The sequence below is a fragment of the Streptomyces sp. NPDC052701 genome (assembly GCF_040678355.1).
GTDB lineage: Bacteria > Actinomycetota > Actinomycetes > Streptomycetales > Streptomycetaceae > Streptomyces.
This window is the reverse complement of record NZ_JBFATO010000045.1, coordinates 1-19,841: the sequence shown is the minus strand read 5'-3', so window position 1 is coordinate 19,841 and position 19,841 is coordinate 1. Positions and strand designations below refer to the sequence as shown.

General features: G+C 72.0%; 12 protein-coding genes and 1 pseudogene. 9 read left to right on the top strand and 4 right to left on the bottom strand.

What is annotated here, in order from left to right; genetic code table 11:
- Positions 1-341: 341 nt before the first annotated feature.
- On the bottom strand, positions 342-1,340 hold the full coding sequence (locus tag AB0L29_RS32090; protein WP_365832242.1) for a helix-turn-helix transcriptional regulator: 999 nt from the start codon (positions 1,338-1,340) through the stop codon (positions 342-344).
- Positions 1,341-1,521: 181 nt separating this feature from the next.
- Here AB0L29_RS32090 and AB0L29_RS32085 point away from each other — a divergent pair, with 181 nt between their 5' ends.
- From AB0L29_RS32085 to AB0L29_RS32070, 4 genes and pseudogenes are all read left to right on the top strand, one after another.
- The gene (locus AB0L29_RS32085) at positions 1,522-1,869 is read left to right on the top strand and encodes a hypothetical protein (protein ID WP_365832240.1); all 348 of its coding nucleotides are present in this window, start codon (positions 1,522-1,524) and stop codon (positions 1,867-1,869) included.
- 255 nt (positions 1,870-2,124) lie between these two features.
- Positions 2,125-2,367 carry a helix-turn-helix transcriptional regulator gene (locus AB0L29_RS32080; protein WP_365832238.1) on the top strand — a complete coding sequence of 81 codons (243 nt, stop codon included), beginning with the start codon at positions 2,125-2,127 and terminating at the stop codon, positions 2,365-2,367.
- A gap of 617 nt (positions 2,368-2,984) precedes the next feature.
- Positions 2,985-3,593 (top strand): annotated as a pseudogene (locus AB0L29_RS32075) (type 1 glutamine amidotransferase domain-containing protein); the annotation flags it as partial.
- 316 nt (positions 3,594-3,909) lie between these two features.
- Positions 3,910-4,500, top strand: a complete 591-nt coding sequence (locus AB0L29_RS32070; RefSeq protein ID WP_365832236.1) for a TetR/AcrR family transcriptional regulator — start codon at positions 3,910-3,912, stop codon at positions 4,498-4,500.
- A 311-nt stretch (positions 4,501-4,811) separates the two neighbouring features.
- Here AB0L29_RS32070 and AB0L29_RS32065 read toward each other — a convergent pair whose 3' ends face one another.
- Positions 4,812-5,420, bottom strand: coding sequence for a TetR/AcrR family transcriptional regulator (locus tag AB0L29_RS32065; RefSeq protein WP_365832234.1), 609 nt, complete (start codon positions 5,418-5,420; stop codon positions 4,812-4,814).
- 94 nt (positions 5,421-5,514) lie between these two features.
- Between AB0L29_RS32065 and AB0L29_RS32060 the strand changes: the two genes are divergently transcribed.
- From AB0L29_RS32060 to AB0L29_RS32040, 5 genes are all read left to right on the top strand, one after another.
- Entirely contained in the window at positions 5,515-6,264 is a 750-nt protein-coding gene (locus AB0L29_RS32060) for an SDR family oxidoreductase (RefSeq protein ID WP_365832232.1), read from the top strand.
- Between the two features lie 141 nt (positions 6,265-6,405).
- A complete protein-coding gene (locus tag AB0L29_RS32055) occupies positions 6,406-6,588 on the top strand; it encodes a hypothetical protein (RefSeq protein WP_365832230.1) in 183 nt (60 codons plus the stop codon).
- Between the two features lie 705 nt (positions 6,589-7,293).
- Positions 7,294-8,091: a hypothetical protein gene (locus AB0L29_RS32050; RefSeq protein ID WP_365832228.1), complete on the top strand. Its 798-nt coding sequence runs from the start codon at positions 7,294-7,296 to the stop codon at positions 8,089-8,091.
- Between the two features lie 5 nt (positions 8,092-8,096).
- The gene (locus AB0L29_RS32045) at positions 8,097-10,448 is read left to right on the top strand and encodes an amino acid adenylation domain-containing protein (protein WP_365832226.1); all 2,352 of its coding nucleotides are present in this window, start codon (positions 8,097-8,099) and stop codon (positions 10,446-10,448) included.
- Between the two features lie 103 nt (positions 10,449-10,551).
- Positions 10,552-11,835 (top strand): homoserine dehydrogenase, encoded by a 1,284-nt coding sequence (locus tag AB0L29_RS32040; RefSeq protein WP_365832224.1) that lies wholly within the window; start codon positions 10,552-10,554, stop codon positions 11,833-11,835.
- Between the two features lie 388 nt (positions 11,836-12,223).
- Here the strand turns inward: AB0L29_RS32040 and AB0L29_RS32035 are convergent, their stop codons facing one another.
- A complete protein-coding gene (locus AB0L29_RS32035; RefSeq protein WP_365832222.1) occupies positions 12,224-12,706 on the bottom strand; it encodes a hypothetical protein in 483 nt (160 codons plus the stop codon).
- Positions 12,707-13,147: 441 nt separating this feature from the next.
- Positions 13,148-19,841: SDR family NAD(P)-dependent oxidoreductase (locus AB0L29_RS32030; RefSeq protein ID WP_365832220.1), on the bottom strand; the 6,694-nt coding region annotated here is incomplete at its 5' end.

The window sequence follows — 19,841 nt, the reverse complement described above, 5'->3', positions numbered from 1 at the left end:
TGCTGCTTCCCCCTCGTCGCGCCTTTCACCGGCGAGCCGTACGACCACGACGAATGCCCCCTGGAAGCACGCTGCCGATGACGCGACGGACGTGGCCCATGGTTCGGGTCACCCGTTGAGCCGGGGTGTGCTCGCGCCGTCGCCCGAGGGCGTACGGCGCGTCCGGAGAAGGAGGAGCTGCTCGTCCCCTCCCCCACGTGGCCGCAGCCGTGTGCGGACCTTGGCTCCGGCACGTCGGCGTGGCGTGCTCGTCACTCTGCAACCCGAGGGCGCGTCGCAGTAGTCCCGGATTCACGGTACCAAGACGGCGGGCGGGCGGCGCCACCGGTTTACGGGGATCCTCAACCGTTGCCGGGGCCGGGCTCCTTGGAGTCGATCAGGCCGTTCCGGGCGGCCAGGAAACCCGCCTGGAAGCGGCTCTCCGCCCCGAGCGTCTCCATGATATCCGCGATGTGCTTGCGCGCCGTGCGCAGTGACATGCCCGTACGGCGGGCGATGGTCTCGTCCTTGAACCCCGCGGCGAGCAGCCGCACAATGGTCCGGTCGATGTCCTTGGCGACGGCTTCGAGCCCGTCGGCGGCGGCGTCGGAGAACGGCTCGGCGAGGGACCACGCCTGTTCGAAGACCTCGCACAGGTAGTGCACGAGGGACGGCTCGCGTACCACCACGGCGCCTGCGGAGTCCCCCTGTTCGGGCACGAAGGCGATCTTGCGGTCGAAGGCGATGAGCCGGCCGAACAGCTGGTGGGCGGTGCGGTACTCGGCGCCGAGCGCCGACATCGTGGCGACGTACGCCTGGCTCGGGCCGTTGAAGCGGGCGGTGTGGTGGTAGAGGGTGCGCATGCGCACGCCTCGGGCGAGTAAGGCGGTGTCCCGGCCGAGGGCCTCCTGGAGGACCGCGGGGTCCCGCCGGCCGCCGGGCTGGCTGGTCAGCATCTCCTCGGTGCACTCGGCGGAGGCACGGTTGAGGGCGGCGCGCACCTCCTCCACGCGCGGCACGACCTCCACGTCGGCGGAGGCGTGGTTGAGGCTGTCCATGTAGTGCCCACGCAGGTCGGAGAACTGCTCGCGGATGTGGTGCAGTTCGGCCTGCTGGGTGCGGATCGCGGCCTCCAGGCGGCCGGTGACGACGGCGCTGACCAGGTCCGGGTCGACCGGCCGCAGCCGGGTGGGGTCCTCCGCGTCCGCCTTGAGCAGCCCCATGCCGGTCAGGGACAGCAGGGCGGCGTCTATCTCTTCCCGGTCGAGGCCCAGTTCACGTGCGGCGCGATCCGGTTCGAGGCGCTGGTTGCGAGCTATCCAGCGGTAGAGCGCCGCTTCCTGTTCGTTCGGCTGAATCAACGACCCGATTGAGTAGTTTTCGTCCGCTGTGAACACTTCTGATCCCTGTTCGTCTTGCTGCCGGACAACTTGGTGAGCACCGTCATCGGTAGTCATGGACTCGCTAACACGACAATCTTGAAGCACCGAAGATCAGCGGAATCGCACCGCCGGTTCCCGACACAGCGTCAGGAGTGCCCCGATGAGAACCGTTCGTTCCCACCTCGCCATCGCCGCGCCGTTGGTCGCGGTCTTCGCGGTCGGGTTCTGCGGAGTGCACGCCTCCTCCGCCCCGGCGGGTTCCCCGGCCCTCATGACGGCCGCCTCGGCCGCCCGGACCGACGGCGACAGTGGCTGGGGCCGTTCGGAGAGTGCGGCCGACGACAACGGCGACAGTGGCTGGGGGCGTTCGGAGAGTGCGGCCGACGACAACGGCGACAGCGGTTGGGGGCGTTCGGAGAGTGCGGCCGACGACAACGGCGACAGCGGTTGGGGCCGTTCGGCGACCGCGGCCGACGACAACGGCGACAGCGGCTGGGGCTGGGACTGATCCGGCAGGCGACGCGTGGCCGGCTTCCGCGTCGGCGGTACGGCGTGCCGCCGCAGACGCGCCGACGAGATGCCGGCCACGCACTGCTCGCACTCGAGCCAGGCCTTCACGAATCAGTCCGCACCCTCGATCGCCGTCTACGAAAATCTTCATACTCTAACTCGGGCCAGAGGCTTGCCGGTCGATTCGGTCAACCCGCGCCCGAACCGTCGCACCACCGCGTCGTACGGCTCCGCCTCCCACGAAAGGCCCCCCGTGAGTTCCATCGCCGTCGAAGTCCTGGACACCCTCAGCGACCGCGAACGCCAAGTACTGTCTTACCTGGCCGAGGGGTACACCTACCTCTCCATCGCCCGGAGGCTCAACTTGAGCCCGCACACCGTGGACACGTACCTGCGCAGGATCCGCGGGAAGACGGGAGCCAGCAACCGGGCGCATCTGATGATCCTCGCCCTCGCGGTCTCCCGCAAAGCGGGCCTCGACCTGCCGCAGAGATGAGATGAGGTTCCCTCTTCCTTGCAGAAGACACTGATCGGCTGGTCAGGACGGGGTTGACGGACGCTCAGGTTCGCTTGCCCGGCCGTCGCCCGGTCGCTACAGATGTAGTGTTTCCCCTCGAACTTGACCAGGTCGAGCCGCTTTCGACGAGGCGGCCGTCACGGAATCCGTCGACGCACTCGCAGAGCACGAGGTTCACCTCGGCCTTTGCGGTGCGGACACGGCTCGCACACCTTCGGCCTTCACGGCCTGGGCCCGGGCCACTTCGAAGGCCGGTCCCGGCCCGGCCGGCACCACCATGTCGCCCTCATGACCGCAGCCCGTGCCTTTCCCCCCGCACACCACCCGGCCCCACCACCGGCGTCCTCGGACCGGAAGACCGCGAGCAGTTTGCCGTCATCGTCCTTGCGGGCCGCCCCGGCCCGGCAGCACCTGGTCCTCCGCATCGGCTTCCTGCCACCTGTTCGTGTTCGGTGACGGGTGCCGGCCTCAAGGCCCGGTGCCCCTTGGACGATGGATGGGGGTATGCCGGACTCACACGCCCGACGCCGCACGGTGCTCACCGGTGCGGCCCTGCTGGCGGCCGGCGGGTAGCGGCGCACGGAGGTGGAACCAGGGCGGCGTCCTACTACCACTTCCGTGAGGCCGGCTGGGTGGTCACCCTCGCCTCCCCCAAGGGCGGTCGGCCCCCGCTGGACCCGAAGAGCAACGAGCCCGGTTTCCAGACCGAGCAAACCCGGCGGTTCGAGCCCGACGCCGAGGCGACCGCAGCGCTGGCGGACACCGTGCGCCTGGACTCGGTCTCGGCCGAGGACTTCGACACGGTCTTCTACCCCGGCGGCCACGGCCCCCTGTGGGATCTGGCCGAGAGCGCGGACTCCAAGCAGCTGATCGAGGCGACCCTGCGCTCGGGCAAGCCGCTCGCGGTGGTCCGCCACGCCCCCGGCGTCCTGCGTCACACGGTCGACGAGGACGGCACACCGCCGGTGCGGGGCAAGAAGGTCATCGGGTTCGCCAACTCCGAGGAGGAAGCGGTGGCGCTCACCGAGGTCGTCCCCTTCCTCGTGGAGGACGAACTGAAGCGCCTGGGCGGCATCTACTCCAAGACCGTCGACTGGGAGCCCCATGTCGTGCGGGACGGCCTGCTGATCACCGGGCAGAACCCGGCCTTCTCCGGCCCTGCGGCCGCCGCCCTCGTCGAGCTGGTCAGCAAGGCCGGCGTGTGAATGCGTTCGCCGTCACATCGCGGTGACCGTCCGGGCCGGCCGTCCACACCGGCCGGCCCGGACGGCTCTTCGCAGAACGGGAAACGCAATGCGCGACTCTCCGGACGTCCAGGTGATCGGCGCTCTCCGCAAAGCCCACGAAGAAGGAGATCTCGAGGCGTCCTTCAAGGACCTCTCGCCCGAGCTCGCGGGGATCGAGCGCGAGGGATTCCCCACGCCGGGAGTATCCCGAGACAGGCGAGAGATGCTCGAATCCCGTCTGTTCGCAGCACTCCGGTAACTAGACGACCGGTCTATTCGATGGTACCCTGACGCCATGCCAGTCATCCAGGGCGACACCCGTCGCAGCATCCTCGACGCCGCCCAGCGGATCATGTCCCGCAAGGGATTCTCCGCGGTGGGCATCAATGAAGTCCTCAGCGAGGCCGGCGTGCCCAAGGGCTCCTTCTATCACTACTTCGGCTCCAAGGACGCCTTCGGCGAGGCGATGATGCGGGCCTACTTCACCGACTACCTCGCCGACATGGACCGCATCCTCACCGAGCCGGGCCTGACCTCGGCGCAGCGGCTGATGAACTACTGGCAGAGCTGGCGCGAGACGCAGAGCATCGACGAGTGCCAGGGCAAGTGTCTGGCCGTGAAGCTCGGCGCGGAGGTCTCCGACCTGTCGGAGTCCATGCGACTCGCGCTGAAGGAGGGCACCACCGCCATCGTCGACCGCCTGGAACGAACCATCGCCGCCGGCCTCGAGGACGGCTCGCTGAGCGTCGACGGCGACCCCCGCGCCACCGCGCAGGTCCTGTACGACATGTGGCTCGGAGCCAGCGTCATGGCCAAGATCCACCGGGACATCAGTCCCCTCGACACCACGATGACGGTCACCCGCCGCCTCCTGCACCTGCTGTAATCCCGACCGCCGCACGCGGCCCGCGCCGATCTCGTACTCGCCTCCCCCGGCGGCGGCCGGCCGCCGCCGGACCCCGAGAGCCATGAATCCGGCCTCCGGACCGACGGGACCCGCCGCGCCGCTTCGCCCTCCTCGTCGAGGACGAACTCGTCCGGCTCGGCGGCGACCACTCCAGGGCGACGAGTTCCGCCTCCTGCGCACCCGGCTCAAGCCCCTGCGGCGAATTGCGTCCTTCGTACGAGGTCTCGTCCGCGCACCACCACCGCTAGCCCGTCAGCCACGTCGGCAGCGGCCTGGCCGACCTCGACCACTCAGGCGGACGGCCAGTTCCGCAGAGCCATGTCGGCCACCTGCTGCAGCTCGTCGCGGGTGGCGCCGCTGGCGGCCTGGACCGCGATGCCGTTCGCCACCGTCATGACGTAGCGGGCGAGCAGTCCGGGATCGGTGTCGGGAGGCAGGTCGCCTTCGTCGACGGCTTGCCGGAACCGGGCGCGAAGGTGGGCGGTGCCTTCGTTGCGCCAGGCGACGAGGGCGTCCCGGGCGCTGCGTCCGGGGTCGCCGGCCGCGAGGGAGGCTTGGACGCCGAGGCATCCGGCGGGGCAGCCGGGACGGGTGGTGGCCCGGACGGAGCCCTCCAGGAACGCGGTGGCCACCTGCCGGGCGGTCGGTTCCCGCAGGGCCCGGGCCCCGTACGAGGCGGGGCCTTCGGCGTAGCGTTCCAGGGCCTTGCGGAACAGGTCCTCCTTGTTGCCGAAGGCCGCGTACATGCTCGTGCGGGTGATGCCCATGGCGTTGGTCAGGTCGGTGAGGCTGGCGCCTTCGTAGCCCTGTTCCCAGAAGACCCGCATGGCACGTTCCAGGGCCTCGTCGGCGTCAAAACCTCTCGGCCGGCCGATCGACGCCTTCTGCCGTGTCTCCATGCCGTCCACCATATCTCTTCCGTACCGAACGGTGCAGATGTGTTACGGTCTCTTTCAGTACCGATCGGTACTGAAATCCGTGGAGGTCATTCGCATGGGACAGCTCGAAGGCAAGACCGCCGTCATCACCGGCGGCCATACCGGGATCGGCCTGGCCACCTCTGTCCGGCTGGCGGCCGAGGGCGCGCACGTGTTCATCACCGGCCGGCGCAAGGCCGAGCTGGACGCGGCCGTGGAGACCATCGGCTCGGCGAGGGCCACCGCGGTGGCGGGTGACATCACCAACCCGGCCGACCTGGACCGGCTGTACGACGCGGTCCGCGCCCGGGGCCGAGGGCTGGACGTGGTCTTCGCGAACGCGGCGACCGCCTCACTCGCGCCCCTGGAGCAGATCACCGAGGAGCAGATCGACCAGACCTTCGGCGTCAACGTGCGGGGCACGCTGCTCACCGTGCAGAAGGCACTGCCGCTGCTCAACCGCGGCGCCTCGGTGATCCTGAACGCCTCCACCGCCGCCGACAACGGTACGGAGGCGTTCAGCCTGTACGCGGCGTCCAAAGCCGCCGTCCGGTCCTTCGCGCGGGGCTGGGCCAACGAACTCAAGGGCCGCGGCATCCGGGTCAACGCCATCTCGCCGGGCCCGATCGACACCACCGGGATCACGGACCTCTTCGGCGAGGAGAACGCACCCGGCGTCAAGGCGCACCTCGCCACCACTGCCGCGATAGGCCGGATGGGGCGCCCTGAGGAGGTCGCCGCGGTAGTGGCGTTCCTCGCCTCCGAGCAGAGCAGCTACGTCCTCGGCGCCAACTGGTACGTGGACGGCGGCGAGAACCAGATCTGATCCGCGGACGGCATCCGCCGCGCGATCACCGGCGGCACGGCACCGACAGCGCCGACGCGATGATCGCCCCGGCGGGCGCGGCCTCTCCCCCGGCCTCCGGCGGGAGGGGCGACGTCGTCCGCGAAGCCCGGCGGGTCCGTCATGGTTCGGCAGACGGCCGCCCGCCCGGCCGGCACCGACACCGACGGGCACAAGAACCGCCACAGGGCCGGGTGCCGGATCGGCCGCCGCGAACGGACCCGCGGCGTGGCGCCCCGTCACGACGAGCTCGCCGTGCGCTACGGGACGGCCGTGCGACTCGCCCTGATACGGCAGCCGCCGTGACATCTCGGTCAGCGTTCCAAACAGAATCTAGGTGTTCCCCTGAAGAAAGGGAGAACCGGGATAGCGCCACTCCTGGACCACGTTTAGGGAATCTCCGCAACTTCCTCCCGGCGCTCCCGCGCGAGTGGAATCCGCCGCTCTCGGTGATGCATTCTCGGACGACGCCGAGCCCCGGGGACGATGCTTTGCGGCAGACCGCCGCCACGGCGTACGCAGGAAGCCGAGCCAAGGAAAGAGAGCAGGCGACATGCACTGTGCGCGGTGTCCGGCCGAGACGCTGCGCGTCCGGCCGATGACGCACAGCACGGCAGTGGTCTCCCTCGCTCGGCGCGGTCGCCTCGGCGCGTGGGACCGCTGCCCGCGGTGCTCGACGCCGTCACCGGGGCGGATCCGTCACCGCGCACGTGTGCCGACTGCGCGGGGACGGTGGACCCGGTCGGCACCGGCCGTGTCCGCCGGAGGAGGCCGGGCCCGGGTGCGGCGCGGAGCCGAGCGGCTGCCGGTGCGGGCCGCGGTGTCCTTACGGCTCATGGCGCACCGCCCCGCGAGGCGGTCGGTGCGGGCCCCGGCAGCACCCCTCCCGGGAAGTCGGCGCCGGCATTCCCGGTGCGAACGCGGACCAGGGGCTGGACCGCGGGCGCACAGCGGGGCTCATCCGGCCGGAAAAGCGGGGCGGATTCTCGACATGGACAGAGGTGGACATTCATGAGCACGGATTCGTGGCGGCGTATCAGTGAAGGCGACCCGAAGAAGACGGTCCTCGCGGTCGATTTCGGCTCGACGGCACGGTCGGAGGCGGACTTCCGCCAGTTCGCCGCGCTGCTGAAACCGAACCGGGAAATCTGGCAGAGCGTCCAGCCGGACGCGGCCGAGAACGAATTGCTGTCCGCCGAGACGTATCTGCAGTGGTGGCGGGAGTTGCCCGAAGAGGTGCACGGCCACGTGGACACCGTCATGGGCTACTGCGTGGGCGGCGTGTTCGCCTCGGCGCTGGCCGACAGGATCGCCGAGGACACGGGCACCCGGCCGGCTCTCCTGCTGTTCGATCCGGAGCCGGTGGACCGGCTGTCCCTCTACCGCGACTTCAAAAAGGCGGTCGGCACGATGTCGACCTTGTCCGAGGAGGAACGGGCCGGCCACGTCGCGGAGGTGCGGGCCCTGTGCGAGGCGGAGCAGGGGGACTTCCACGCGGTCGCCACACAGGTGATCAAGGTCTACGAGACCGCCGTGGGCGTCGTCTTCGACCGGCTGGGCCTGGACGAGGAGGCGAGCGAGGATCTGCGGGGGGTCTTCCGCTCGTACGTGTCCTACCTGTTCGCCGCCCGGCAGTTGAGCCCGGAGGAGGGCTGGGCCACGGCCGGTGCGCTGACCTCGGCGCAGTCGAGCCCCGGTGCCCCGCACGCCCTCTGGGAGCAGAGCTTCCCCATCGGCACCGGGGAACTGCTGAGGAACCCGGACGTGGCCGAAGCCGCGCATCGTTTCCTCCAGAAGCGCGGTGCGTGATCGGGATGGAGGAGATCCGAACGGAACGGAGCACCACGGACGTGCTGGACGCGGTAGGGCCCCGCGAGATCCCGATCGAAGGCCTCCTGGAGGTCGCCTCGCCCGACTGGACCGACTTGGCGGTCGCCGCCACGGCGGCCTATCGGCACCGGATGACGGCGGCCCGCGACATCGTGCTCGCCGTGGACTCCGTGCCCGTACGGCTGACCGTCGAGCCCTCGACCACCGTTTCCGACCTGGTGGCCGAGGTACGGGAGCGCCGGTCGCGGGCCGGTGGGGGCGAGTCGCCGCAGCCCGGGAGCGACGCCCTGCCGGCGCGTGTCCGGGTCGTCTGCGTGGACGCCCCGGCGCCCTTGAACGACCTGGCCTTCGTGTTCGAGCACCGCGGGGGGACGCTGCGGGTCCGGGCCGAGGGCGGTCCCAGCCGCTCGGCCGACGGGCAGCCGGCCGAACACACCGAGCGCATCGGCCACTTCGCCCATCGCCTGTTCGAGGCCGGCGCGGCCGCCGAGGTGGGCGAGGCGGACCTGCTCACCCCGGCGGAGTACCACCGGATCATGCACGAGTGGAACGCCACCGCTCACGAGGTCCCGCAGCTCACACTCCCGGAACTGGTGGAAGCGAATGCGGCCGCCCACCCGGACCGGCTCGCCATCAGCCACCACGACGAGCGGCTGACCTACGCGGAGCTGGACGCGCGGGCGAACCGGATCGCCCGGCTGCTGATCGGCCGCGGTGCGGGCGCCGGGGACATCGTGGCGATGGTGCTGCCCCGTTCGATCGACTACGTCGTCACCGCGCTGGCCATCGTCAAGACGGGCGCGGCCTACCTGCCCGTGGACACCGGCTACCCGGTGCAGCGCATCGACCAGGTGCTGTCCGACGCGGGCGTCTCGCACGTGGTGACCGTCACCGCGCTGTCGGACTCGCTCCAGGTGGGCGCCGCCCGGATCGTGCTCGACCAGGAGGCCACCCGGGCCCTCCTGGCGGACACCGACCCGAGCCGCCCGACCGATGCCGACCGGCGGGCGCCGCTCACTCCCGACGCCGCGGCCTACGTGCTGTACACCTCGGGCTCCACCGGCCGCCCGAAGGGGGTCGTGGTCGCCCACCGTGCGATCACCAACCGGCTGCACCACATGCAGCACCAGATACCGCTGGGACCGGACGACAGGCTGCTGCAGAAGACTCCCGCCGGGTTCGACGTCACCGTGCGCGAGGTCTTCTGGCCGCTGCTGGCGGGGGCGTCGATCGTGGTCGCCGATCCCGACGGTCACCGCGACCCCGCCTACCTGGTCGAGACGATCGTGGCCGAGAACATCACCATCGCCCACTTCGTGCCGTCCGGACTCAAGGTGTTCCTCCAGGAACCCGACGCGGCCAAGTGCGTCAGCCTGCGCCGTGTCGTGTGCGGCGGCGAGGCCCTGCCCGCCGAGCTGCAGGCCTGGTTCGCCTCCGTGCTGGAGGCCGACCTGTTCAACGTGTACGGCCCCACCGAGGCGGCCGTGGACGTCTCGTCGATGCTGTGCCCGAGGAACCCCGAGCCAGGGCCGGTGCTGATCGGGCGCCCGGTGTGGAACACGAAGCTGTACGTCCTCGACGAGCGGCGCCGCATGCTGCCGCCCGGGGTGACCGGCGAGCTGTACATCGCCGGCGTGCAGCTCGCCGAGGGCTACCTGGGACAGCCCGAACTGACGGCCGACCGCTTCGTCAGTGATCCGTTCGGCGAGCCCGGCTCCCGCATGTACCGCTCGGGGGACGCGGCCCGCTGGCGTGCCGACGGCGTCATCGAGTTCTTCGGCCGGCTCGACCACCAGGTGAAGATCCGCGGCTTCCGGGTCGAGCTCGGGGAGATCGAGTCGGTGCTGCTGCGGGACGGGCAGCTCAGCCAGGCCGTCTGCCTCGTACGCGAGGACGTGCCCGGCGATCAGCGGCTGGTGGCGTACGTCGTCCCGGTGCCCGGCACCGTCCCGGACGTGGACAAGCTCCGCGCACAGGCCGTGGCGACACTACCCGACTACATGGTGCCCACCGCGTTCGTCGTTCTGGACGAGCTGCCGCTCACCCCGAACGAGAAGCTGGACCGGAAGGCGCTGCCCAAGCCGCAGGCGCCGGTGCGACAGGCCGGCCGCGAGCCGTCCACACCCGAGGAAGTCCTCGTGGCCGAGCTGTTCAGCGAGGTACTGGGGGTCTCCTCGGTCGACGTCGACCAGGAATTCTTCGAGCTGGGCGGCGACTCCCTGCTCGCCAGCCGGCTGATCAACGAGATCCACCGGCGCAGTGGCGTCCGGCTGCGGCTCAAGAAGATCCTCGAGGACTCGAGCGTGCGGGCGATCGCCGCGCTCATCACCGTGTAGTCCCCTCTCGAACCGCCGGCCCGGCGCGGCGTCCGCGCCGGGCCGGGACCTGCGCCACCCTCGCACGCACATCGACACGGGCTCTGAAGTGGAGTGGTCGGACATGCGCACGCTGAAAGTAGCGCTGCTTGGCTGCGGAACCGTCGGCAGCGACGTCGTCCGCTACATGACGAGGCATGCCGCCGACCTCACCGCCCGCATCGGAGCCCCGGTGGAGCTGGCCGGGATCGCGGTCCGCCAGGCCGGTCTGCCGCGCCCCGGTGCGCCGGAGCACCTCGTCACCACCGACGCGGACGCGCTGGTGCGGCGAGGCGACATCGATGTCGTGATCGAGGTCATCGGCGGGGTCGACCGCGCCCGCGACCTGATCATGACCGCGTTCGAGCACGGCGCGTCCGTGGTCAGCGCCAACAAGGCGCTCATCGCCGCGGAAGGCGCCGCACTGCACGCCGCCGCGGCGGCACACGGCGCGGACCTCTACTACGAGGCCGCCGTGGCCGGCGCCGTCCCGTTGCTGCGGCCGCTGCGCGAGTCCCTGGCGGGAGACCGGGTCAACCGTGTCCTCGGCATCGTCAACGGCACCACCAACTTCATCCTCGACAGAATGCACTCCTCCGGCGCGGACTACCCCCAGGCGTTGAAGGAGGCGACCGCTCTCGGCTACGCCGAAGCCGACCCCACCGCCGACGTCGAGGGGCACGACGCCGCCGCCAAGGCCGCCATCCTCGCCGGTTTCGCCTTCGGCACCCGGGTGCGTGTCGAGGAGGTGCACCGCGAGGGCATCACCGCGATCACCTCGGCCGACATCGACAACGCCAAGGCCGCGGGCAGCGTGATCAAACTCGTGGCCGTCTGCGAACGCGGCGCCGGCGGATCCTCCGTCAACGCCCGCGTCCACCCCGCGATGATCCCGTCGGGTCACCCGCTCGCAGCGGTGCGCGGCGCGTTCAACGCCGTCCTCGTGGAGGCCGACGCGGCAGGACAGCTGATGTTCCACGGCCCGGGCGCGGGCGGGGCGCCCACCGCCGGCGCCGTACTGGGCGACCTGGTCGCGGTCTGCCGCAACAGGCTGGCCGGCGTCACGGGGCCCGGCGACGCGGTCCACAACCGGCTCGCCGTGTCTCCCATGGCGGATGTCGTCACCCGGTACCACCTCGGCCTCGACACGACCGATCAGCCGGACGCCCTGGCCGAGGTGGCCGCCGTCCTCGGCCGGCACGGTGTGTCCATAGCGACCCTCTCCCGGCGGCACGGGGACGGCGGTTTCTCGCTGACCGTGTCCACACACCACGCCACGGACGCCTCGCTGTCCGCCGCGGTCCGCGCCCTTCGCACCGCGGACCACGTCCGGTGCGTCACGAGCGTCATCCGCATCGAGGGGACCTGATTTCCCGGCCGGCCGAGTGGTCCGGTACCCCGGCGCGCGGAGTGAGCGCAGTGATCAGGCCTCCCGCCGCGTGCCCGGTGCCGACGGCCGGCCTGGGGGACGGCCCCGAAGCGCATCCGGCCGTGTGCTCGGCGCAGCCCGGGAGCCCCACCGGGAAGCGCGGGCGGTATCCCCGCGCAAGACGAAAACGCGACGGCCCGCGGGCCTCGCCCCGCCGTCCGGACACCGGCCGCAAGCGCAGGACGGATCCCCGCCTCAGCGGCGAGAAAGCACCGCACGACCCGCGGATCCCCGACGGGGCCGAGGCGGGGACCGCCGCCTCGAAGGCGGGCCCGGCACCGACGCGAACGCCACGCCCGCCGTGTGGCGAGCGTGGCTACGCCTTGTGTCAGATCAGTTCGATACCGAAGTCCATCTCCGTCCGGTCGAGAGCCGAATAGCAGTACGCTGCTCTCACCGCGGAGATGAGTGGCACTTCCCATGTCTTGGCGAGTAACGCGGAGTGGCAGGCCGCCAGGACCTCGGCACCCGTGACGCGGCGGTCCAGACAGCCGGCGTACAGCTTTCCGGCCGAAACCGTCTCCGCGGGAGTGAGGTCGACCATCTCAACGCCCCCGAGCTCCAGGAACTTGCGAACCGGGAGGCCCGTGCCGTCTTTGTGGCTCTCGTCGCACGACTCGTCCCAGCAAGTGCGCATACTGCAGGCGACGGCGAACGCCACTGCGGGCGTGACGAGGCGGATCCTTCCCGCCCGCGCCGCTTCCCCGAGAGCCGCTCCGTCCGGCGTGTGCCCCACGGCGATCCGATACAGCGAGAACGAGTCGACCACGGCGACTTCGGCGGTTTTCAAAAAGTCATCCAGAATGACCACTGCACATCTCCTGAGGGTGACGCCAAATGGAATTCGAGCGGCCTCGATGCTCCATGTCCCGGCCACTCAGGGCCGGCCCCCTGGACGCCCCGCCGAAGGCCGGCCCGGCACCATCGGGCGGTGCGCGGAGTTCCGGCGGGCACCGTGGTCGAGGTGAGCGTCACGCCCACGCCGTGCTCCTGGGATCCGCCCCCGGTATTCGGCATGCCACCCGTACCGGTTCGCCCGGGAGGGGCGGTGGGCAGCGAGCGGCGCGCAGCGCGGCCGAGCGGGCGCGGAGCGCGTGGGCGATGCCGGCCAGGCGCGGTTCCGGATCCCGCCCGAGGCCGCGGACCAAGACCGCGGGCTGGTCGCTCGGGGCCGCAGCGGTGCGCGTGGACAGCGGCAGCACCGGGCATTCCGTCCGTGGCCGGTGTCGGCCCGTCCTGCGGTTCGGTGGTCTCAGGCACGGCCTCGGTCCCTCCCGTGCCGTGCGGAGCGGCGGGCGCGGGCCGCGCGCTGCCGCTGGGCCTGCTCCTTGGCTCGGTCCAGGCCGCTGGCCCCGGTCCTCGCGGCGGGGCTCAGCGGCGCCTGGGGCTCTGCTTCGGCGACGGCGTCGGTGCTTCCCGAGCCGGTGAGGGTCGACAGGTGGCGGGCCAGGTCACGCACGGTGGGGTGGGCGAACAGGTCGACGACCGGCAAGTCGGTTGCGAAGGTGCGGTTGACGGCGCTCTGGGCGGCGACCAGCAGCAGCGAGTTGCCGCCCAGGTCGAAGAAGTTCTCCTCCCGGCCGACCCGGTCGCGGCCCAGCACCTCGCACCACAGCCCGGCCAGGCGGCGCTCCAGCGCCCGCAGGTCCTCGCCCGGGTCCGCCGGGCCGCGGTGTTCGGCGCTTCCGGCCGCGCGCAGCACCCAGTGCTCCCCGTCGGACACGCCCGCGGCGCGGGCGGCGTCGGCTGCGGTGCGGTAGAGGGCGCCCAGGTCGGTGCCCTCCTCCAGGGTGAGGCGGGCGGCCAGGCGGCGCACCTGGCGGGCGGGGGCGGCCAGGTGGCTGCGGATCCAGGGGGCGCTGCGGTCGGCGCCGATCAGCAGGTGGGGCTCGTCCAGGGTGCGGGCCAGGTCGAAGGAGCGCAGCGCGGCACCGGCATCCAGCAGCCGGTAGCCGCGGGCCTCGGTGAGCGCGCTCAGGCGGTAGCCGCGGCTCATGCCGCGCTCGCGCCACATGCTCCAGGCCAGGCTCTGCGCGGGCAGGCCCAGGGCGCGGCGGTGCACCGCGAGCGCGTCGAGGTAGGCGTTGGCGGCGGCGTAGGCGGTGTTCAGCGCGCCGCCGAAGTAGCCGTTGACCGAGGAGAAGGTGACAAAAGAGGCCACCGGATGCTCCTCGGTGAGCCGGTGCAGGGTCCAGGCCCCGTGCACCTTCGCCGCCAGAGCCTGGCGCCAGGCGGCGGGATCCAGGTCGCCCACGGGGCGCTCGACGAGGGCGCCGGCCAGGTGCAGCACCGCCGTCAGCGGCGCCTGCCAGCGCTCGGCGGCCGCCCGGACCGCCTCGCGCACCTGGTGTTCGTCGGTGACGTCGGCACACGCGTAGCGCACCTCACCCAGCTCCCGCAGCCGCCGGTAGGCCTCGATACGGGCGGCCACGCTTTCCTGGGCGGCCTCAATTCCCTGGGCGGGCAGCGGGGTGCGGCCCAGGATCAGCAGCCGGGTGCCGGGGGTGTGCAGCAGGTGGGCGGCCAGCTCGGCGCCCACCCCGCCCAGGCCGCCGGTGATCAGGGTGAAGCCGTCGGCGGCGGACGGTTCGGTCCGGGACGGCGTGTCCGGCAGCGGGGCCAGGCGGCGCACGTAGCGGTGTCCGCCGCGGTGGGCGACCTCGGTGTCGGCCGGGACACCGCCCGCCTCGGCCAGCAGCACGGGCAGCGGGTCCTGCTCGCCGTGCGGGTCGAGGTCGAGGTGGACGCACCGCAGCCCGCTCAGTTCCTCCCCCAGCGACTTCAGCACGGCACCGGCCATGGCCCGCACCGGAGAGGGGCGGTCGGTGTCGCTGACCGCCTGGGCGCCCGCCGTCACATACAGCAGATCGACCGGACGCTGTGAGCCGGACCGGGCGGCGAGGACCCGGCCCAGGGCGAGCAGGCGTTCCGTACCGGTGTCGTCGGCCGGTGCCGTCTCCGGCGCCCCGGCGTTGCTCAGCCCGTCGAGGTGCACGATGGCGTCGACCGGTCGCCCGTCGGCCTCCAGGGCCCGCAGCAGTGCCGTGTAGTCGGCTTCCTCGGCGGGCCGGATCCGGTAGTGGGCGGCGTCCAGCCGGGCATACGACGTCCCGTCGGTCACCACGGTGCACAGCCCGCCCCCGGCCCGCAGCGCGCCGGCGACCCGCCCGGCGAGCCGGTGGATATCCGGGTCACCGCCCGCCAGGAGGAGGGTGTGCCGACCGGGCGGGACCGCGGCGGTCCGGTACGCACGGGCCCGTTGCCATACCGGTTGCAGGAACCAGTCGGGCAGGGTGGCGGCGCTGCCGGTCAGCAGCTGGGTTTCGCGGACGGTGTCGTCGAAGTCGCCCGCCTCGAAGCTCTTGCGCAGCCTGGTGCGCTGGATCTTGCCGATCTCGGTCTTGGGGATCGCCCCGGGCTGCACCGGGACCAAGAAGGCCGGGCTGACGCCGATCTCCCGGGTCACCTTGCCCGCGATCTCCCGCAGCACCGCGGCCAGGTCGTGGCCGGGGGCCGGGTGGAAGAACAGGGCCAGCTCGTCGGTGGTGGCCGCCGGGTGGGAACGCACCGCGACCGCGGCGGTGAAACTGCGCACCACCTGCGGCAGTTCCTCCACACACGCCTCGATCTCGTGGCTGTAGTGGTTGACGCCGTTGACGATGATGACGTCCTTGGCCCGGCCGGTGATATACAGCTCGCCCCCGCGCAGGAAGGCCAGGTCACCGGTGTCGAACCAGCCGTCGCCGGTGAACGCCTCGGCGTTGGCCGCCGCGTTGTCGTGATAGCCGCCGGTCACCGAGGTGCCGCGCACCTGCAGCCGGCCCACCTCCCCCTCGGCCAGCACCGTGCCGTGCTCGTCCACCACCCGCATGGCGAAGCCGGGATAGGGCAGGCCGCAGCTGACGAACGTCTCATCCCCGTCGGCCGGTGCCTGGTCCGCCAGCACCGCATCGGTGACCACCGAACAGGTCTCCGACATGCCCCAGCCCGGATGCATCACATCCTGCGCCAGCCCGAACGGCTTCAACACGTGCAGGAAGCGCCGGGCCGCGGCGGCCACCACCACCTCGCCGGCGTTCATCACCAGCCGCATCGCCGACAGGTCCCAGGCCCGGCCGGCGAACCGCTCGGCCTGCCCGGCCAGCAGGCCGAAGGCGAAGTTGGGCGCCCAGGTCACACTCACCCGGTGCCGGTCGGCCAGATCCATCCAGCGCAGCGGATCCTGCAGGATGAACGAGGTCGGTGCGTGGATCTGCCGGCAGCCCAGATACACATCCCGCAGATGGAACATCACCACCCCGGTGACATGGTCCAGCGGGATCCAGTTCAAGGACACATCCCGCTCGCCCAGCCCGTTGAGCTGCTCGGTGGCCGCCGACCGGGTCAGCACGTTGCGGTGGGTCAGCCGCACCGCCTTGGGCAGGCCCGTGCTGCCCGACGTCATCAGCATCAAGATCAGCTCATCGGGCCCGGCCGCATGCCAGTCCCGGTCCTCGGGCGCCTGGCGCAGCGCGTCGGCCGTGACCAGCCGCAGCCCCGGCCAGCCCTGCCGGGCCGCCAGGCCGCGCAGCCCCGCCTCCAGCCCCGCCGAACACACCACCCAGGGCCGGCCCAGCATCCGCCAGATCCCCTCCAGCTTCGCCAGCGCCGCCGACGACGTGTCATAAGAGGCCGGCACCGTCAGCGGCACCGCGACGAAACCACCCAGGATGCAGCCCCACAGCACCGCCAGGAAATCCTCGCTGGCATCACACTGCAAGATCACCTGATCGCCCGGGCGCAGCCCGGCCCGCCGCAGACCCGCCAGCACCCGCGAAGCCTCCGGGATCAAGGAGGCGTAGCTGCGCCGGTGCTCACTGCCATCGGCATGCACATGCACGATGTCACCCCGGCCCCGCTCCGCCGCCCGCACCAAAGCCTGCGCCCAGCCCGACACCGACGGCTCGACCAGCCCCGGCCCCTCACTGAGCGCCGGAACGACGGAGGCAGCACCGGTGTCGGTGGGCTGGGCGGGCGGTTCGGCACGGCCGGGCAGACCGACATGCCGACGACCCAGCTCCTCGGGGGTGTTCTCCACCGACACCTCGACGGTGGAGACGCCGGGGACACGGGTCAGACGGTCCCGCCAGGCCTCGGCCGCGACGCGGTCCACGAGAGGCAGGGCACGCAGCGCTTCGGCGTCCAGCACACCGTCACCGTCGAGCGGCAGCGTGTTGACCGCCGTGACGCGGACCGTACCGTGGCCCGCGCGGTGCAAGACCTCCTCGACACGTTCCGCGGCGTCCGCGCGGCCCGGCACCACGTACAGGCACGACGGCGCACCGTCGGCGCCGGGCAGGGCGACCGCGTCGCGGATGCCGGGCACGGACAGCGCCGTGCCCTCCAGCTCCGCGGTATCGGGCCCGGACGGAGCGGGGGTGCGCTCCGGCAGTGCCGGGAGTTCACCGACACGGACGCCGGGATCGGCGCACACCGTGCGCAGGACGTCGTTCAGGGCACGGGCGAACGCCTCGGCGGTACCGGCGTCGTACAGGTCCGTGGCGTACTCGACGTGCAGATCCAAGCCGGCGGGGGCGCCCTCGTCGAGGTGCCGTTGGAAGACGTCGACGAAGAGGTCGAACTTGGCGGTGCCGGTGGCCGTCGGCCGCAGCGGCACCTCGTGCTCCCCCAGCCGGAGCACGGCGGGCTCGTTGTTCTGCAGGGCCAGCATGACCTGGAACAGCGGGTGACGGCCGGGCCTGCGGGGCGGGTTGAGCTCCTCCACCAGCCGGTCGAAGGGCAGGTCCTGGTGGTCCAGGGCCGCCAGGTCACCCGTGCGCAGCCGGGCGAGCAGGTCCCGGAAGGCGGGGTCGCCCGAGGTGTCGGCCCGCAGCACCAGGGTGTTGGTGATCAGGCCGATCATCTGGTCCAGGGCGGGCTCGGTGCGGCCCGCCACAGGGGTGCCCAGGACGATGTCCTCACCCGCGCCGCAACGGGTGAGCAGGGCGCTGACCGCGGCGTGCAGCACCATGAACAGGCTGGCGCCCTCCCGTTCGGCCAGCTCCAGCAGGTCTCGGTGCAGGGCGGCGTCCACAGCCACGGTGACGTGGGCGCCGCCACCGCGCAAGGCTGCGGGACGGGGCCGGTCGCCGGGCAGGGTGCACTCCTCGGGCAGACCGGCCAGCGTCTCGCGCCAGTGCGCGGTCAGCCGCTCCAGCCGCCCCGTGCCGTCCGGGGCGGGTGCCAGCAGGGCGCGCTGCCACAGGGCGTAGTCGGCGTACTGCACCGGCAGCGGGACCCACTCCGGCGCCCGGCCCGCGCACCGCGCCGCATAGGCGGCGGTCAGGTCCTCGGCGAAGGGGCGCATCGACCAGCCGTCGGCGACACTGTGATGGAGAACGAGCAGCAGGGTCCGCTCCTGTTCAGGCCCGAACAGGAAAGCGGCCAGAGGGCTTTCGCCGGTCAGGTCGAAGCGGTACCGGCAGGCCGCCGAGACGTGGGCGGCGACCTCGTCGGCCGGACAGTCCACGCGGTGCCACCGGGGGCGCAGCTCGCCAGGCGGCAGGATGCGCTGGTGGAGGTCGCCGTCCTGCTCGGCGAAGACCGTGCGCAGGCTCTCGTGCCTGTCGACCAGGTCGCCGAGCGCCGCGCGCAACGCGTCGGCGTCCACGTCCGGTACCAGCGGCACGACCAGCGGAATGTTGTAGGTGGCCGCCGAGTCGTCGAGCCGGTTCAGGAACCACATGCGTTCCTGGGCGTAGGACAGCGGCACGCGCTCCGGACGGTCCATGGCGCCGAGGGCCGGGCGTGCGGGAGCCTTCCCAGGCCGGTCGGCGAGCCGCTGCGCGAGGGCAGCGGGAGTCGGCCTTTCGAAGAGGGTGGTGAGGGACACTTTGACGCCGCTGTCCTGGCGCAGCCGGGCCAGCAGACGGGCGGCGAGCAGCGAATCGCCGCCCAGGTCGAAGAAGTCGGCGTCGGTGCCGACCGTGTTGGGGGGCAACTGCAGGAACTCCTCGAACAGGGAGCACACGAGGACCTGCTGAGGCGTGGTGGGGCGTGTGTCGGCCGCGGCGGCGGTGAAGTCTTCGGGCGCGGGCAGGGCATCGGTGTCGAGCTTGCCGTCGGCGGTCAGCGGGAGCGCCTCCACGGAGACGCAGGCCGCGGGGACCATGTGCTCGGGCAGGTGCGCGGCGGCGTGGGCGCGCAGGTCGGCAGGGCTCGGCGGTTCCTGCCCGGCGGGGACGGTGTAGGCGACGAGCTGCTGGGCGCCGCTTTCGGCACTGCGGACCACCACGGCGGCCCGGGAGACCTGCGGGTGAGCGGCCAGGACGGCCTCGATCTCCCCCGGCTCGACGCGGAAACCATGGATCTGCACCTGTGCGTCGGCGCGGCCGAGGTAGTCGAGGGTGCCGTCGGCGCGGCGCCGAGCCAGGTCGCCGGAGCGGTACATCCGGGCGCCGGGCGGGCCGAAGGGGTCGTCCAGGAAGCGTTCGGCGGTCAGCTCGGGCCGGCCCAGGTATCCGGCGGCCACGCCCGCACCGGCCACGTACATCTCGCCGGTCGCGCCGGGCGGCACCGGACACCCCGCGGCGTCCAGCAGGTACACCCGCAGATCCGCCAACGGCCTGCCGATCGGGCTGCCATGGGGATCCGCCAGGTCCGCCGGAGTGACGCGGTGGTGCGTGACGAATCCGGTGGTCTCGGTGAAGCCGTACATGTTCACCAGTGCCGGGCTGTCCAGGCCGTGCCGGTCGGCCCACGGCCGCAGCCGCTCGGGACGCGAGGGCTGTCCATCCAGGATGACGTACCGCAGTGTGTCCGCCGGGGTCGGCGCGGCCTCGGCCCCCTGCTCGCTGTCCGCCTCGATGAGCCGTTCGAAGGCGGAGGGTGTCTGGTTGAGGACGGTCACGCCCTCGCGGTGCAGCAGTTCCAGGAAGTCGCGCGGCGAGCGGCTGACCGCATGAGGG

Bases quoted from the DNA above. Each gene is read 5' to 3' on its own strand.
- AB0L29_RS32040 (WP_365832224.1), top strand. From the start codon at position 10,552: ATGCGCACGCTGAAAGTAGCGCTGCTTGGCTGCGGAACCGTCGGCAGC.
- AB0L29_RS32050 (WP_365832228.1), top strand. From the start codon at position 7,294: ATGAGCACGGATTCGTGGCGGCGTATCAGTGAAGGCGACCCGAAGAAG.
- AB0L29_RS32085 (WP_365832240.1), top strand. From the start codon at position 1,522: ATGAGAACCGTTCGTTCCCACCTCGCCATCGCCGCGCCGTTGGTCGCG.
- AB0L29_RS32070 (WP_365832236.1), top strand. From the start codon at position 3,910: ATGCCAGTCATCCAGGGCGACACCCGTCGCAGCATCCTCGACGCCGCC.
- AB0L29_RS32065 (WP_365832234.1), bottom strand. From the start codon at position 5,420: ATGGAGACACGGCAGAAGGCGTCGATCGGCCGGCCGAGAGGTTTTGAC.
- AB0L29_RS32045 (WP_365832226.1), top strand. From the start codon at position 8,097: ATGGAGGAGATCCGAACGGAACGGAGCACCACGGACGTGCTGGACGCG.
- AB0L29_RS32060 (WP_365832232.1), top strand. From the start codon at position 5,515: ATGGGACAGCTCGAAGGCAAGACCGCCGTCATCACCGGCGGCCATACC.
- AB0L29_RS32055 (WP_365832230.1), top strand. From the start codon at position 6,406: ATGGTTCGGCAGACGGCCGCCCGCCCGGCCGGCACCGACACCGACGGG.